Raw genomic sequence first — 14,199 nt, 5'->3', positions numbered from 1 at the left:
CCCGCATGAGCATTACTGGACGTTTCGTCCTCCTGGCGTTCCTCGGAACGCTTCCCGTCGCGCTGTACCCCGGCGCGACCTCGATCCTGCTCTGGACGGCCTGCCTCCTGGGCGCCGCAGCCCTTGACCTGGCGCTCGCAGCATCACCCCGGCGGCAAGGGCTCAGCCGGTCGCTCCCGGACACGGTCCGCCTCACCGAAGCTTGCACCAGTGCACTCACGGTCCGCAACTACTCACGGCGTCCGCTGCGCGCGCAGGTCCGCGAGGGATGGCAGCCGTCGGCGGGTGCCATCGACCCTGTACAGCGGATATCGGTACCTGTGGGAGAGTCACGGCAGGTACAGGTCCGGATGCTGCCGGAACGCCGGGGCCACCTGCGGGTGGAGCAGGTGACGATTCGCAGCTTCGGTCCGCTGGGACTCACGGCCAGGCAGCTCAGCATCCCTGCCCCTGGGTTGCTCCGTGTCCTCCCCCCGTTCCACTCCAAACGCCACCTACCCTCCAAACTGCGTCGGCTCCGGGAACTTGACGGCTGCGCCGCGGTCCAGATCCGCGGTGCCGGAACCGAATTCGACTCGCTGCGGGACTATGTGAGGGGCGACGACGTCCGCTCCATCGACTGGCGTGCCACCGCCCGCCGCCGTGAGACGGTGGTGCGCACCTGGCGCCCTGAACGTGACCGGCGGGTGGTGATTGTTCTTGATACGTCCCGCACGTCCGCCGCCCGGATCAACGACGAGCCCCGGTTGGACACGTCGATGGAGGCCGCGCTGCTCCTGGCCGTGCTGGCCCAGCGCGGAGGTGACCGGGTAGATTTCCTCGCGTTTGACCGTCGTCCCCGCGCCCGGGTGGCCTCGGCGGCGAAGGGGAACCTCCTGAACTCCCTGGTCAAGGCCATGGCCCCCCTGGAAGCCGAACTGATCGAAGCGGACTGGTCACGGATTCCCTCCCAGGTGCGCGCTATTTCGTCCCACCGCTCCCTGGTTGTCTTGCTGACCTCCCTCGATTCCGGGTCGGTGGAGGAGGGACTCCTCCCCGTCCTGGCGGAGCTCACGTCCCAGCACGTGGTGGTGGTTGCCTCGGTCCGCGACCCGCGGCTGGACGAAATGCGAGCGGAGCGCCAGTCAGCCTCCGATGTGTACCGGGCGGCCGCCGCGGAGCGCGCCCTGCTGGACCGGGCAGCGGTGAAATCACAGTTCCGCCAGCTCGGGACCGAGGTCGTCGACGCTCCCCCGCACGAGTTGCCTCCCCAACTGGCCGACATGTACATCCGGCTCAAGGCGGCGGGCCGGCTGTGATGACGCCCCCCGTCGGCGTCGACTATTCCCAGACGGCCCGCCGCCAGCCATGGTCTGCCCTGCCTGCTGCTGTCCAGCACCGTTTCGCAGCCGGGCTCGGCGCTCCAGTGGATTCAGCGCCACTGGCCGGTGGCGGTTTCACCAACGGTTTTGCGGCGGTGCTTACCGGCGGGAACCGACGGGTTTTCGCCAAGGCGGCCCCTGCTACCGATCACCTCATTTTCGCTGCCTATGTCCGTGAGGCTGAGGTCCTCGCCGCACTCCCGGCCAATTTGCCTTTCCCGTTACTGCACTTTGCGGAACTGATACCCGCTGCTGGAACCCAGTGGCAACTGCTCTGCTTTGAGGCTATTGACGGCTATATGCCGGGGCAGCCCTGGACCGCCACCGATCTGGGGGCCGTCCACCGGTCATTGCTGACGGTTCAGTCCGGTCTTCAGGAGTTGCCGGCCGAGTTCTCCGGTGGTTCGATGGTCGACGACTTCTTTGGCGCTGACTCCCAGACCGGCGTGTCCGACTGTTGGCTGGTCAATGATCGGCTCCCCTCCTATCTGTCCCCCCTTAACCCTCAGCAGATGGCGGAGCTTCAGGACCTGACCTTGCTCGGCCGCGACGCGCTGGTGGGCGACGCAGTGCTGCACAATGATCTCCGGGCTGACAACATTCTGATCCGTTCCAACCCGAGGAGCACCACCGAACCCGTTGCGCTCTTTTGTGACTGGAACTTCCTGTCCACCGGCCCGGCGTGGGCGGACTGGGTGGCGCTGCTGGTGTATCCGCGCCACGCCGGGATCGACGTCGGTCCCTGGCTCACCGAGTCACCGCTGAGTGCAGACGCCGACCCCGACCATATTGATGCCTGGCTGGCGGTCCTTGCCGCTTACATGGTGACCAGTGGATCCCAACCGGACCTGGCCACCAGTCCCTTCCTGCGCACCCACCAACGATTTACCGCACGCATCCTGATCGACTGGATCAGCGAACGACGACACTGGGAGTTCTAACATGCAATCCATCTACCAGCGCGCTTTGGGCACTGACTTTGACCGGCTCCAGCCGGAACTGCAGGCATATTTCAGCCTCCACTCCGACGCGGGAAAGGCCGGCGTGGGCAGCGGCACCTTTGAGGTGGCGGGCTGCCCGGCCTGGTTCGCTCGACCCGTTTTCCGGCTGGCGGCTGCGGAGAACTCGTTCTTCCCCGAATACGGGACCGATGTACCGTTCACGATCGTCAATTACCCGCATACGGATCCATTCGGCAGGTCTTCGCTGACCGCCCGGCGTGTGCTGCACTTTCCCGGGGTCGACCGCGTTTTCGAGGACACCACCTCCGAGGAGGACGGTCAGTTGCTCGACTACGTGGGGGCACACCGGCTGACGCTCACCGACCTCACCTGCTCCGTCACCGCTGAGGGTCGGATGCGGATGGTCTCCAACCGGACCCGCGTGTTTGCCGGCCCGGCGCGGTTGGCTGTACCCGATGTTGTCGGCGCCGTGGCCTACATGGAGCAGTGGTGGGATGAGGCGACGGGCAGGTTCAGGATCCAGACCCGGGTGGTGCAGCGGCAACTGGGTACCCTCCTGGTCTACGCGGGGGCCTTCGACTACCACCTGATCGACTTTGACGGGGTGCTGCCCGCCGAGGCCGAACCGAGGCGCTGGGAACGGCGCAGCTAGTTCCCCGCCATCTCCTGGTTCAGGGCGTCGGCGGTCTGGGTCAGCCGGCTCAGGATGGTCCCGGCCGCCGACGGGGAAACGCTCTCGAGCCCCGCATCAGGCGTCAGCCGCAACTGCGCCAACCGGCTGACGGGCAGGCCAAGTTGACGCCACGGGGTGAGGACGGAAGCGGCGAGCGTCGCGACTGTCCGCGGTCGGCGGGGATCCGGAACAATGCCCGCCCACAATTCGCCGTCGGCTTCGAGATGTCCCGCGAGCTGCTCCCACTGCGCCATGGTCAGCCCCGCCAGCGGGACCGCCACCGCACTGAGGGTGCTCATGCCGAGAACGTCCAGGGGCGCACGGTCGGCTGGGAAGGACACGGTCACGGTGGCTGCCCCGGCGGCGCGCACCGCCTCCGCGATCGCATCCCAGGCGTCCGACACTTCCTGGTCCGGCACCGCGCGCAGGGTTCGGTACCCGCTCGCCGTCGGGATCCCGCCCGCGAGGATGTCGGCGATCTCGGGTTCGTCCAGTTGCAGGTGGACCCTGGTCCCCGGGGCCAGGGTTTGGACCCTGCTGATCGTCTCCGCCGCCCCAAGGGTCAGGGAGTCCCTGATCTCCCGGCGGGCACCATGGTCGAGCAGCGCACGTTCGCCGCTGTGCAGGTGGAGGTTGGCAGCCACGGACAGCGGACCCCGGAGGTGGATCTTCAGCGCCGGTGCCGGGTGGGACTCGGCGCCGATCAGATCACCGAGCACGTTCAGGTCGGTCGAGAGTGCGGACACCGCGCGTCGGTGGTCCTTCCCGGGCCGGTCAACGAGTCGCCAGCCGTGGGGCTGCAGATCGACCGGCAGCTCCACCAGGATGGCGGCGGTGCGTCCGACCGCGTCGCTACCGACTCCGCGGTGGGGCAGGGAGACCAGGTGGGGTAGATGGGGGTCGCCCAGTTCGCCTCGGACCACGCGGGTCGCCTCCAGCGGGTCGGTTCCCGGCCAGTCGCCGAGCGCCGTTGCGGTGACCTGTGGGGCGTCAGGCGCCACTGGTGCCCTCCGCTGGCCGACGGTTCTCGGACAGCGCCTGATGGTGCCGGATCACCTCGGAAATGATGAAGTTGAGGAACTTCTCGGCGAAGGCCGGGTCGAGGTTGGCCTCCTCAGCGAGCGCCCGGAGCCGCGTGATCTGGGACGCTTCCCGGTCCGGGTCACCGGCTGGCAGCTGGTGTTCGGCTTTGAGGACCCCGACCCGCTGGGTGGCCTTGAACCGTTCGGCGAGGAGATAAACGAGTGTCGCATCAATGTTGTCGATGCTGCTCCGCACCGACAACAGTTCCGCCATTACCTCTGGTTGTACCTGCCCGGCCAGCGAGCTCGCCGCCGGGTCGTAGCTGCTGGTCGATTCAGTCATGACCCAAGTCAAGCACCAGGTGCGGACCGCCGACTAATCCGGCGACGACACAATCAGTGGGCGGATTGCAGCTCCGGGCGTTCCAGGGACCGGGCGGAGTCGAGGGTCGCCTGGCCCAGGACCCGGGTGCCCTGGTACAGCACCACCGTCTGGCCGGGTGCCACGCCTCGCATCGGTTCGTTCAGGCGGACCACGAGTTCGGCCTGCCCGTCGGCGTCGTCCTCCATCCAGGCCACCGCGTCCACAGGGTCGCCGTGAGCACGGACCTGCGCCATGCAGTCGAACTCTCCGCCGTTCACGACGGCGTCGATTGGCAGCCCTGCCCAGGAGACCTTGATCCCCCGGAGCTGATCGACGGCCAGCATCCGTTCAGGGCCTACCACCACCTTGTTCTCCTTGGGCCGGATCTCCAGCACGAAGCGCGGCTTGCCGTCGTCCGCGGGGGTTCCGAGCTTCAGGCCACGGCGCTGTCCCACGGTGAAAGCGTTGGCGCCCGGGTGGGTTCCCACCTGCTCACCGTCGGTGTCCACGATGGCACCCTCGGTCATCTCAATCCGCTCGGCGAGCCAGCCTCTGGTGTCGCCGTCGGGGATGAAACAGATGTCGTGACTGTCGGGCTTGTTCGCCACCGACAGCCCGCGGCGTTCCGCCTCGGCCCTGACCTCGGCCTTGGACGGCGTTTCGGCGAGCGGAAACATCGAGTGCTTCAGCTGCTCGTGCGTGAGGACACCCAGCACGTAGGACTGGTCCTTGGCCCAATCAGCTGCCCGGTGCAGCTCGCGGTTGCCGTCGCCGTCCTCGATCACCTTCGCGTAGTGGCCGGTGCAGACGGCGTCGAAGCCCAGCGCCAGCGCCTTCTCCAGCAGCGCGGCGAACTTGATTCGTTCGTTGCAGCGCATGCAGGGGTTGGGGGTGCGGCCCGCCGCGTATTCGGCAATGAAGTCGTCAACAACGTCTTCCTTGAACCGCTCGGAGAAGTCCCACACGTAGTAGGGGATCCCGAGGATGTCACAGGCACGCCAGGCATCCCGGGAATCCTCGATGGTGCAGCATCCCCGGCTGCCGGTGCGGAGGGTGCCGGGCATCCGGGACAGCGCCAGGTGGACACCGACGACGTCGTGCCCCGCCTCAACGGCGCGTGCTGCGGCGACGGCGGAGTCCACTCCGCCGCTCATTGCTGCGAGTACCTTCATGAATATTCCTTCACAATCGAAATCCTGTGCCAGCTGTCTGGATGCTTGACGCGTGGGATGCCATCCCGGCCTGGCGGGCCCGTTGGTAGGCCTCGGGTAAGGCCGTACCAAGAGCATCAACGTCCGCGGCGGTCGAGGTATGCCCCAGGGAGAAACGTTGGGCTCCCCTGGCCTCCGCTTCGGAGAGCCCCATTGCCAGCAAAACGTGCGACGGTCGGGGGACACCGGCGGTGCAGGCCGACCCGGTGGAGCTCTCCACCCCTGCCAGGTCCAGGAGGAACAAGAGCGAGTCCCCCTCGCAGCCGGGGAAGGTGAAATGGGCGTTGCCGGGGAGTCTTTGGGTGCGATGCCCCCTTAGTACGGCGTCAGGCACCGCTGCCTCGACAACGCTGATCAGCCGATCCCGGAGGGCGGCGATGCGGTCGGATTCCCCGGTGAGGTCGGCGGTCACATCGGAGGCTGCGGCCGCGAACGCCGAGATGCCAGCGGCGTCGAGGGTCCCTGACCGGATGTCCCGCTCCTGCCCGCCGCCGTGCTGCACCGGGGTGAGCTTCACTGCCCGCCCGACGTATAGGGCGCCGACGCCGACCGGACCACCAATCTTGTGGGCGCTGACAGCCATCGTGGCCAGACCAGACTCGGCGAACGACACCGGGAGGGAGCCGAAGGCCTGGACGGCATCGGAGTGGACGGGGATGCCGTGCGCAGCCGCCGCCTCGGTGATGAGCCGGATCGGCTGGACTGCACCAACCTCGTTGTTCGCCCACATGACGGTAATCAGGGCGATCGACGCTGGGTCGTCGTCGAGCTCGCCCTGCAGAGCGTCAAGCGAAACGATCCCGTCGGCACCCACGGGCAGCCAGGTGACGACGGCGCCCTCGTGCCGGGCCAGCCACTCGACGGTGTCCTGGACAGCCGGGTGTTCGATTGTTGAGCACAGGATCCTGCGTCGGCGCGGGTCGGCTGACCTGCGGGCCCAGTACAGGCCCTTCACGGCAAGGTTGTCCGCCTCGGTGCCGCCCGAGGTGAAGATGACCTCCGACGGGTGCGCTCCGGCCGCGGCAGCGAGGGTTTCGCGGGAGTCCTCAACGACCCTGCGGGCACGGCGGCCTGAGCCGTGCAGCGACGAGGGGTTGCCGCTACGGCTAAGTTCTGTGGTGAGTGCGGCGAGCGCGGGCGCCGAGAGGGGCGTGGTCGCCGCGTGGTCAAGATACACGGGCATCGATCAATTCTAGCCGTTTCGGCCCCACACTTCACGTCGGGTCCGGGAACCGGCAATCGCCTGTGCCACCGGGTGACCGCGCTACCGGATCACCAGCCCCAGCGCCTCGGCAATCGTCATGGCCTGCGCGACGTCGATCACCGCACCCCGGAACTGCACATTTTCCATTGACAGCTCACCCAGCTCGCTGCCCCGAAGATCCGTGTCCCGCAGCCGGGCTCCGGACCACTCCAGGTTGGATAACCGGCAATTCCGCAGGACGGCCCGGTTGAGGTTAGCTCCGGTGAAGTCGGCCTCGGTCAGTGTCACCTCGTTGAATTCGGCCGAGGAGAGGTCGGCCCTCACCAGCGAGACATAGGACCAGTTGCCCCCGGTGACCTTCAACGGCACCAGTGAGGAGTTGCTGAAGGTGCTGCCGGTCAGCCGGCAGCCAACAAAGGTGGAATCGAAGAAGCTGCAGGATTCGAAGCGGCAGCCATCGAACGCTCCCTCCGTGTGGGTCGAGACATTGAATTTGACGTTGCGAAACACGCAATTGCTGAAAGTTGACCCTGCGGTGCGTACCTCGGTGAAGTCGCAGTCAATGAACGTCGCCCCGGCATAGTCTTCCCGGTCGAGTACTTTCCCATACCAATCCTCGCCACTGATCACCATTCCTACGATGCTACCGAACCCATCGGCCTCCTCCGCCGTTGAGAGAGGAGCAGGCATTTGGTTGGTGGCTACTGATACGTCTACAGTCTTGCCCTGATGCGCAAGCCGCACCGAAGATGAAAGGCACCCATGGCGACACCGTCCGACCGGTCCTACTACGCCGTGCTCGGGCTGTCACGGGACGCCACCGCCAAACAGGTGAAGGACGCCTACCGCCGGGCGGCCCGGTCGACGCACCCGGATGCGGGAGGCAGCGCCGAGCAGTTCCACGACGTGGCTGTCGCCTACGAGACCCTCGCGGACCCCGAACGACGCCGTCGCTACGATCAGGGGCTCGGCGGCAGTGCCGCAGGCCGGGACAAGCCGGCTCCGCGCCCTCCCTCCCGGGCGTCATCCACCACGCCCAGTGCACAGGCGGCCGACGACGAGGCCTACCAGCGACCGGCCATCTACGAGCCCCCCTTCTCCCCCCAACAGCCACCGGTGGTCCCCCTCACTCTTGCGGGCAGCCAAGTGCATGGCACCGCCCGGCAACCCGGATTCCTGGCGCGGCTCGGGTCCAACAGCGGCTCACGGTACGACGGCGAACGCCGCACCTCGGCATTGCTGGAGCACCGTTTCCTTCCGGGCTTCCCCGCGGCACGATTGGTCAACGGGCTGCGTTTTGGGGACGACGCCGGGACCGAAGCATCTCACGCGGTTCTGGCCGGCTATCGGCTGGCGATCATCGACTCACTGCTCGCCCCTCCGGGCAACTACCGGTGGGACGGCTCGGCCCTGCGCCGCAACGGGAAGATCGCCGGAGATGTGCGCATCATCGAATCCGTCCGGCGCGTGCAGGATCTCTTCCCCGAGTGCAACGTCCAGGCGTGGCTGGTGCTGCACGGCGGGGAGGGCAATCCGTTCGAGCCGATCGTTGATTACCCACCGTCGTTGGACAAGTCAGCGCTGACAGCAGTCCATGTGGCCAACCCTGGAACGCTCCTGCGGGAGCTCCGGAAGTTTCTGGGCGGCGGGCCCCAGCCGTATGTGGTGCAGCTACCAGCGCTGGGCCGGTTGTTGAAGTACGCCGAGCGCTAGGATTGAGACGTGTTCCGTATCCTTTTCTATACTCCCGAGATCCCCGGCAATACGGGCAACGCCATCCGCCTCGCTGCGGTGACTGGCGCCGAGTTGCACCTGGTGGAACCCCTTGGCTTCACCTTTGAGGATGCGAAGCTCCGCCGCGCGGGCCTCGACTACCACGATCTCGCGGTGCTCCGCGTGCATCGGGACCTTCAGAGTGCCTGGCGGGAACTCGCCCCTGAGCGGGTGTTCGCCTTCACCGCGGAGGGTGAAATCTCCTACGCCGATATTTCCTATCAGGCGTCCGACGTCCTGTTGTTCGGGCCCGAGTCGGTGGGCCTACCCGCGGACGTCAAACACGATCCCCGGGTCACGGCCCGGGTCAGGTTGCCCATGCTCCCCACCCGTCGGTCACTCAACCTCGCCAATTCGGCGTCAATTGTTCTCTATGAGGCCTGGCGGCAGCACAGCTTTAGCGGCGCTGGCAGCTGATCCTCACACCCACAAGGAGCCACCATGCCACCACGCCATGCCGAAGATGTGTCTGAGACCGGCGCCGAGGACTTTGAACGTCTCGCCCCCGCCCTGTGGAACCCCATGGGGAACGCCGTTGCGGCGGCAGCAGACATTGTCCTGGGTGACCGGGTGCTCGACGTCTACTGCGGCAGTGGTGCAAGCACCATCCCGGCCGCCCAGTTCGTCGGTCCGGATTCAGTGGTTGACGCCCTCGACCCGTCGTCGTCCCTGCTGGACCTGGCGCGGGCAAAGGCCGAGGCGATGAACCTCGCGCAGATCAGGTTCGACACCGCCGAACTCGCCGGGTGGACCCCTGAAACCCCCTACGATGTGGTGCTGTGCTGCTACGGACTGCCCCGCTTTCCCGACATGGCTGTCGCCACCACCGAGCTGGCTGGCGTGCTGCGCCCCGGCGGACGGATTGCGCTGAGCACCTGGGACACGGGAGCCCACTCCGAGTTCCGGCAGATTCTTCAGGAAGTCTGCTCAGCCGAGGTCCCCGCCGAGGGTGAAGCCCTCCTGGAGCGGGAGCTGGCCAACATGGAACAGTTGGCCTCCACCGAGCGGCTGGGCGAGTGGTTGCTCGCCCATGGGTTCAGCACCGCAGGCGTGGACTCGGTGCCCCTCGAGGTGCCCCTCGACGCGGAATCGGCCTGGTCGCTCGTGAATGGCTCGCTGTTCCGCCACCTCCTCCCACAGGATCCCGCGGCAACTCAGCGGATCCGGAGCGGATTCCTTGACCGGTTGGGAACCGGTTATGTGCTCGATGCACGGTCCCTCGTGGCCGTCGCCGAAACCGCCGAATAGCACGGCGGCAGATCTCCTGCCGCCCCCTCCCATCCCACGCGGCGTCAGCTCCGAATAATTGATGACAGCAAATGCTGATCCGCCTGGGCGGGGTAGTTAACGTCCCGGGCGGTGACAGCGACTGTCCTTGGACTAAGGATCAGGACGGTGGGACGGATGAGCAGGTACGCGGGGGGCACGATCGAGTTGCACCGCACCGGGCCGTCGCCTGTTCGGAATCGTAGACCGGGCGCTTTATGCTTGGAGGATATGGAAACTCCACGAGCCAGCAGAACCACCTCAGCAGGTTCATCAGCGAGTGGATTCGCCGCTGAACCCACCATGGCCACCCTCACCGATCTTCTGCTGCGGGTGGCTGCCAAAGATCAGCAGGCGTTCGCCGCGTTCTACGCGCAGACCTCGCGCCGTGTGTATGGTCTGGCCCGCCGGGTTCTGATCGACCCGGAACTTAGCGAGGACACCACCCAGGAGGTGTACCTCCAGGTCTGGAACATCGCCGACCGGTTCCGGCCTGAGATGGGATCACCCATGGCGTGGCTGATGACCCTCACCCACCGGCGGGCCGTGGACAAGGTCCGGTCGGAGCAGAGCTCAACGGACCGGGAGGCCCGCTACGGGGCGGCGATGCAGGAGATCGATCACGACAATGTCGTGGACACGGTCACCCAGCGTCTCGAAGCGGAGACCGTCGTGAAATGCCTTGAGACGCTCACTGACACCCAGCAGGAGTCAGTGAAACTCGCCTACTACGGGGGCCTGACCTACCGTGAAGTCGCCGAAAAACTCGGCGTTGCCGTACCAACCATCAAATCGAGGATCCGTGACGGATTGCTCCGACTGAAAACCTGTTTGGGGGTGAACTGAGATGCAGGACAACTCAATGTGTGACGAATCAACCGCGGACCTTCGGCAAGACCTGGAGGGCGGCCGCGCACTCGAATGGGCTGAACTGTACGCCCTGGACGCGCTCAGCGACCCCGAACGGACAGTCCTTGAGGCACACGTGTCAGCTGCCGCCGACGCGCAGCGCAAAGCTTTCAACGACCGTGTCAGCTCCACCCGGGAAACCCTGGCCCGGGCTTACGTGGTGGACGACGTCGAGCCGCCCGCCGCATTGTTCGACCGTATTCTTGCCCAGCTGCCCGCCAGCATGGCCACCCCGGGAGAGCCCGATGCTCCACGGGCCGCGGCGGAAACCTCGGGCACCACCGATGACCTGGCCTCCCGCCGGGAGTCGAGGCAGCGCCGATCCCGACCCATGGGACGCTGGCTGGTTGCTGCTGCGGCAGCCGTGGTGATCGCGGTCGGTGGAGTCAGCGTCGTGCAGAACCTTCAGCAGACCTCCGTGGAGCAGGAGGTGCTGCAGGCACAGGACCTCCAGTCGGGGACGTTCACCATTCCCGCCGGGGGCACCGCCGAGCTCAGGCTGTCCCGCGCCGAGGACGCAGCAGTGATCACGCTGAAAAAGGTCCCCGCTCCCCCGGCAGGAAAGGTGTACCAGATGTGGCGGGTACCCACCGATGGCTCTGCCCCGGTGTCTATCAGCACGATGACCGGCGAGGACGTCGAGGATTCGTTGGTGACCACCGTCGAGGGGATCGGCTCGTCAATGGGGTTCGCGATCACGGTCGAACCTGATGGCGGGTCCGAACAGCCCACCCTTCCGCTGGTCGCTGAGATTCCGTTCGAAGCCTGAGTCGAGCCTGTTCCGCGCCGGTGGCTAGAAGCCGGCGATGGTCTGGTCTGAGTTAACCGGAACCACGTGGAAGACCTCGGCGCTGCGTCCCGCGGCCAATCCTCCGCGCGCAGCGTTGGCTTGGAGCATTCCGCGGACCACTTCGTCCATCCGCCCAGCGTCCGGGTGCTGGCTGCTGTGGAAATGCAGGGCGCGCAGCTTGTCCTCCACCTTTTCGGTGATGTCCACAAAGTGGTTTTCCCACTGTGTCGGGCCTGCGTAGAACCATAGCCAGGACACCCGGTGGCTTGCCAGGCCTGCCGCCTCCAGCTCGGGGAAGGCATAGGGATTCTCTGCGGCGGGATACACCGCCCGGGTCACCGCTTCGCCGCAGGCGAGGTGGTCCGGGTGACTCTTCTGGATCCGGTCCCAGTTTCGTTCAGGGTGCATGGACAGGACGACGTCGGGACGAACCCGACGAATGACCTCAACCACCCGCCTGATGACGTCGGTCGTTGGTTCGAGGTATCCGTCCCGTTCCCCCAGGTAATGGATGTCTTGGACACCAACCTCCCGGGCCGCAGCAACCTGCTCGCTGCGGCGCAGTTCGACCATGGTGTCCCGCTGTGCCGCGTCGAAACCACCGGCGTCGCCGTCGGTCATGATGCAGTAGTGGACCTGCACTCCCGCAGCCGTCCATTGCGCCACCGTGCCGGCAGCGCCGAAGTCGATGTCGTCGGGGTGGGCCGCGAAACACAGGACGCTGGTGATCAGGTGGCGGTCCGGGTCGAAGATGGCTGACACGACGATCAGGACCTGCGTTTGATAATCTCGGCCGTGGCCTGCGGCAGCACAGTGAAAAGGTCGCCGACGACCCCGAAGTCAGCAATCTCGAACACCGGGGAATCTGCGTCCTTGTTGACGGCGATGATTACCTTCGCGGTCTGCATGCCCGCCTTCTGCTGGATGGCACCCGAAATACCCGCCGAAATGTAGAGCTGCGGCGACACCGTCTTCCCCGTCTGGCCAATCTGCGCCGAGTGTTCGATCCAGCCCGCATCGGTGGCCGCACGGGAGGCTCCGACGGCCCCGCCGAGTGCGTCGGCGAGTTCCTCCACCGGGGTGAAGTCCCCGTCCACTCCACGCCCACCGGCCACGATGACCCGGGCCTCGGTCAACTCGGGGCGCCCGCTGGCGGCCTTCGCGGTGCGTCCTGTGATCCGTGCTGCGCGGGCCGGAATGACCGAGTCGACGGTGACCATCTCGGGGGCCCCGCCGTCGCCCGCGGGTGCGACCTCCACGATGTTCGCCTTGACCGTGATCAGCGGTGTTCCAGTGGTGACTTTCGCCTCGACCGCGTACGAACCGGCCAGCACCGACTTGGTGACGGTCAGGTCCGCACCGATCGCGACAGCATCGGTGATCACGCCTGACGTCAGCTGGACACCGGCACGCGCGGCGATCTCCTTGGCTTCGGAGCTGTTGCCCAGGAGGACGGCCGACGGTGAACTCGCCCGGACAGTCGCCGCCAGGAACGCGGCCTTCCCTGCAACAAGGAACTCCGCGACATCGGGCGAAGCGGGCCGGTAAATGGTTTCCACACCCCGCGCGCCCAGTTCCTGCGAGATCTCGTCATTGAGGTCACCGAGGAAGGCGACTGCTGCGCCGCCAAGACGCGCAGCGATGGTGAGGAGTTCCCGATGGCTCTTATGCAGGGCTTCGCCGGGCTGGTCAATCAGTACGAGAACGGTGGCCATTAGACTGGCTCCTTTGCGCTATGAGGGCACGAAATTCGGTGGATTGCCACGGTTGTTGTGGCTTACTACAACAGTTTCTGCGCCGCAAGGAAATCCACGATCCGGATTCCGGCGTCACCCTCGTCGCTAATAATGGTTCCCTGACTCCGTGGCGGCCTGGGATCGGCAGTCAGCACACTCGTCCAGGAACCCGCAAGCCCCACCTCGCTTGCATCGACGCCGACGTCCTGCAGCGAGAGGGTGGTCAGGGGTTTCTTTTTCGCTGCCATGATGCCCTTGAAGTTCGGGTACCGTGGCTCGTTGATCTGGTCGGTCACCGAGACCACGGCCGGCAGGGTGGCCTCAACGGTTTCCGAGTAGACGTCGCCGTCCCGGCGTGCCGTCAGCGACCAGGTACTTCCCTGCTGCTCCAACTCCAGGGACGAGGCGAAGGTGACCTGCGGCAGGTCCAGGCGTTCGGCGAGCTGCGCCGGCACCAGCGAGGTTTCGCCATCGGTCGATGCCATCCCGGTGAGCACCAAATCCACGGGTCCGAGGTGGCTGACGACGGCGGCGAGCGCCCGGGAGGTACCGGCCGCATCCGAGCCTGCAAGGGCCTCGTCGCTCAGGTGAACTCCCGCGTGGGCGCCGATCTGGAGCGCCTTCTTGACCGCGCTGGCGGCTGCGGGCGGGCCCATGGTGACAGCTGTGACCCGGTGACCGGCAGCCTCCCCGCCGTGCGCCTCGACAATCTGCAGTGCTGCTTCCAGCGCGTACTCGTCCAGCTCCGAGAGGATGCTCTCCTCGCGGACGGTGGTCCGGTCTTCGCCGCCGATGTGCCGGTCGAACTGCGCGTCTGGCACATGCTTCACCAGGACCACAATGTCCAGGCCTGCCTGCGATGCGTCTTCCATTGCTGCCTTTCCTCTGACGGGGATCTCCCGTGACCTAGCTAAGCATATCGGGGCGC

The 14,199-nt window shown here is 66.3% G+C and carries 16 protein-coding genes; 8 read left to right on the top strand and 8 right to left on the bottom strand.

What is annotated here, in order from left to right; all coding sequences use genetic code 11:
• Nucleotides 1-5: 5 nt before the first annotated feature.
• Genes IWX64_RS02910 through IWX64_RS02900 form a run of 3 tightly spaced genes read left to right on the top strand, consistent with a single transcriptional unit; the run spans nt 6 to nt 2,975 of the window.
• Nucleotides 6-1,298 (top strand): DUF58 domain-containing protein, encoded by a 1,293-nt coding sequence (locus tag IWX64_RS02910; protein WP_196865671.1) that lies wholly within the window; start codon nt 6-8, stop codon nt 1,296-1,298.
• On the top strand, nt 1,298-2,302 hold the full coding sequence (locus IWX64_RS02905; RefSeq protein WP_196865670.1) for a phosphotransferase: 1,005 nt from the start codon (nt 1,298-1,300) through the stop codon (nt 2,300-2,302). The genes IWX64_RS02910 and IWX64_RS02905 overlap by 1 nt, the downstream gene beginning before the upstream one ends.
• 1 nt (nt 2,303) lies before the next feature.
• Nucleotides 2,304-2,975: a DUF4166 domain-containing protein gene (locus IWX64_RS02900; RefSeq protein WP_196865669.1), complete on the top strand. Its 672-nt coding sequence runs from the start codon at nt 2,304-2,306 to the stop codon at nt 2,973-2,975.
• On the opposite strand, the gene IWX64_RS02895 is transcribed toward IWX64_RS02900, so the two are convergent.
• The 5 genes from IWX64_RS02895 to IWX64_RS02875 form a co-directional block, all read right to left on the bottom strand.
• On the bottom strand, nt 2,972-3,997 hold the full coding sequence (locus tag IWX64_RS02895; RefSeq protein WP_196865668.1) for a hypothetical protein: 1,026 nt from the start codon (nt 3,995-3,997) through the stop codon (nt 2,972-2,974). The two genes, IWX64_RS02900 and IWX64_RS02895, sit on opposite strands and share 4 nt — an antisense overlap.
• Entirely contained in the window at nt 3,987-4,361 is a 375-nt protein-coding gene (locus tag IWX64_RS02890) for a chorismate mutase (protein ID WP_196865667.1), read from the bottom strand. The genes IWX64_RS02895 and IWX64_RS02890 overlap by 11 nt, the downstream gene beginning before the upstream one ends.
• 53 nt (nt 4,362-4,414) lie before the next feature.
• Nucleotides 4,415-5,554 carry a tRNA 2-thiouridine(34) synthase MnmA gene (gene mnmA / locus IWX64_RS02885; protein WP_196865666.1) on the bottom strand — a complete coding sequence of 380 codons (1,140 nt, stop codon included), beginning with the start codon at nt 5,552-5,554 and terminating at the stop codon, nt 4,415-4,417.
• A 10-nt stretch (nt 5,555-5,564) separates the two neighbouring features.
• A complete protein-coding gene (locus IWX64_RS02880; protein ID WP_196865665.1) occupies nt 5,565-6,776 on the bottom strand; it encodes a cysteine desulfurase family protein in 1,212 nt (403 codons plus the stop codon).
• Between the two features lie 81 nt (nt 6,777-6,857).
• Nucleotides 6,858-7,487 (bottom strand): pentapeptide repeat-containing protein, encoded by a 630-nt coding sequence (locus IWX64_RS02875; RefSeq protein ID WP_196865664.1) that lies wholly within the window; start codon nt 7,485-7,487, stop codon nt 6,858-6,860.
• Nucleotides 7,488-7,559: 72 nt separating this feature from the next.
• Here IWX64_RS02875 and IWX64_RS02870 point away from each other — a divergent pair, with 72 nt between their 5' ends.
• The 5 genes from IWX64_RS02870 to IWX64_RS02850 all read left to right on the top strand — a co-directional run bounded on the left by IWX64_RS02870 (nt 7,560) and on the right by IWX64_RS02850 (nt 11,514).
• Complete coding sequence (locus IWX64_RS02870) at nt 7,560-8,510, top strand: J domain-containing protein (RefSeq protein WP_196865663.1); 951 nt, start codon at nt 7,560-7,562, stop codon at nt 8,508-8,510.
• 9 nt (nt 8,511-8,519) lie between these two features.
• Nucleotides 8,520-8,987: a tRNA (cytidine(34)-2'-O)-methyltransferase gene (locus tag IWX64_RS02865; RefSeq protein WP_196865662.1), complete on the top strand. Its 468-nt coding sequence runs from the start codon at nt 8,520-8,522 to the stop codon at nt 8,985-8,987.
• A gap of 24 nt (nt 8,988-9,011) precedes the next feature.
• Nucleotides 9,012-9,818, top strand: coding sequence for a class I SAM-dependent methyltransferase (locus tag IWX64_RS02860; RefSeq protein WP_196865661.1), 807 nt, complete (start codon nt 9,012-9,014; stop codon nt 9,816-9,818).
• A 249-nt stretch (nt 9,819-10,067) separates the two neighbouring features.
• Nucleotides 10,068-10,682, top strand: coding sequence for an ECF RNA polymerase sigma factor SigK (gene sigK, locus IWX64_RS02855; protein ID WP_334683132.1), 615 nt, complete (start codon nt 10,068-10,070; stop codon nt 10,680-10,682).
• A 16-nt stretch (nt 10,683-10,698) separates the two neighbouring features.
• Nucleotides 10,699-11,514, top strand: a complete 816-nt coding sequence (locus tag IWX64_RS02850) for an anti-sigma factor (protein WP_334683131.1) — start codon at nt 10,699-10,701, stop codon at nt 11,512-11,514.
• A gap of 24 nt (nt 11,515-11,538) precedes the next feature.
• On the opposite strand, the gene IWX64_RS02845 is transcribed toward IWX64_RS02850, so the two are convergent.
• The 3 genes from IWX64_RS02845 to IWX64_RS02835 form a co-directional block, all read right to left on the bottom strand.
• Complete coding sequence (locus IWX64_RS02845) at nt 11,539-12,297, bottom strand: PIG-L deacetylase family protein (RefSeq protein WP_196865659.1); 759 nt, start codon at nt 12,295-12,297, stop codon at nt 11,539-11,541.
• A gap of 5 nt (nt 12,298-12,302) precedes the next feature.
• A complete protein-coding gene (locus IWX64_RS02840) occupies nt 12,303-13,250 on the bottom strand; it encodes an electron transfer flavoprotein subunit alpha/FixB family protein (protein WP_196865658.1) in 948 nt (315 codons plus the stop codon).
• A gap of 65 nt (nt 13,251-13,315) precedes the next feature.
• Complete coding sequence (locus IWX64_RS02835) at nt 13,316-14,143, bottom strand: electron transfer flavoprotein subunit beta/FixA family protein (protein WP_196865657.1); 828 nt, start codon at nt 14,141-14,143, stop codon at nt 13,316-13,318.
• Nucleotides 14,144-14,199: the final 56 nt, after the last annotated feature.

This window comes from Arthrobacter sp. CAN_A212 (assembly GCF_015752345.1).
In the GTDB taxonomy this organism is placed as follows: Bacteria; Actinomycetota; Actinomycetes; order Actinomycetales; family Micrococcaceae; genus Arthrobacter_D.
The sequence above is the reverse complement of the archived record's forward strand: the minus strand, read 5'-3'. Positions and strand labels throughout refer to the sequence as shown.

Coding starts and splice junctions, on each gene's coding strand:
- IWX64_RS02900 (WP_196865669.1), top strand. CDS start 2,304: ATGCAATCCATCTACCAGCGCGCTTTGGGCACTGACTTTGACCGGCTC.
- IWX64_RS02840 (WP_196865658.1), bottom strand. CDS start 13,250: ATGGCCACCGTTCTCGTACTGATTGACCAGCCCGGCGAAGCCCTGCAT.
- IWX64_RS02890 (WP_196865667.1), bottom strand. CDS start 4,361: ATGACTGAATCGACCAGCAGCTACGACCCGGCGGCGAGCTCGCTGGCC.
- sigK (WP_334683132.1), top strand. CDS start 10,068: ATGGAAACTCCACGAGCCAGCAGAACCACCTCAGCAGGTTCATCAGCG.
- IWX64_RS02835 (WP_196865657.1), bottom strand. CDS start 14,143: ATGGAAGACGCATCGCAGGCAGGCCTGGACATTGTGGTCCTGGTGAAG.
- IWX64_RS02875 (WP_196865664.1), bottom strand. CDS start 7,487: ATGCCTGCTCCTCTCTCAACGGCGGAGGAGGCCGATGGGTTCGGTAGC.
- IWX64_RS02870 (WP_196865663.1), top strand. CDS start 7,560: ATGGCGACACCGTCCGACCGGTCCTACTACGCCGTGCTCGGGCTGTCA.
- IWX64_RS02910 (WP_196865671.1), top strand. CDS start 6: ATGAGCATTACTGGACGTTTCGTCCTCCTGGCGTTCCTCGGAACGCTT.
- IWX64_RS02860 (WP_196865661.1), top strand. CDS start 9,012: ATGCCACCACGCCATGCCGAAGATGTGTCTGAGACCGGCGCCGAGGAC.
- mnmA (WP_196865666.1), bottom strand. CDS start 5,554: ATGAAGGTACTCGCAGCAATGAGCGGCGGAGTGGACTCCGCCGTCGCC.
- IWX64_RS02880 (WP_196865665.1), bottom strand. CDS start 6,776: ATGCCCGTGTATCTTGACCACGCGGCGACCACGCCCCTCTCGGCGCCC.
- IWX64_RS02905 (WP_196865670.1), top strand. CDS start 1,298: ATGACGCCCCCCGTCGGCGTCGACTATTCCCAGACGGCCCGCCGCCAG.
- IWX64_RS02850 (WP_334683131.1), top strand. CDS start 10,699: ATGTGTGACGAATCAACCGCGGACCTTCGGCAAGACCTGGAGGGCGGC.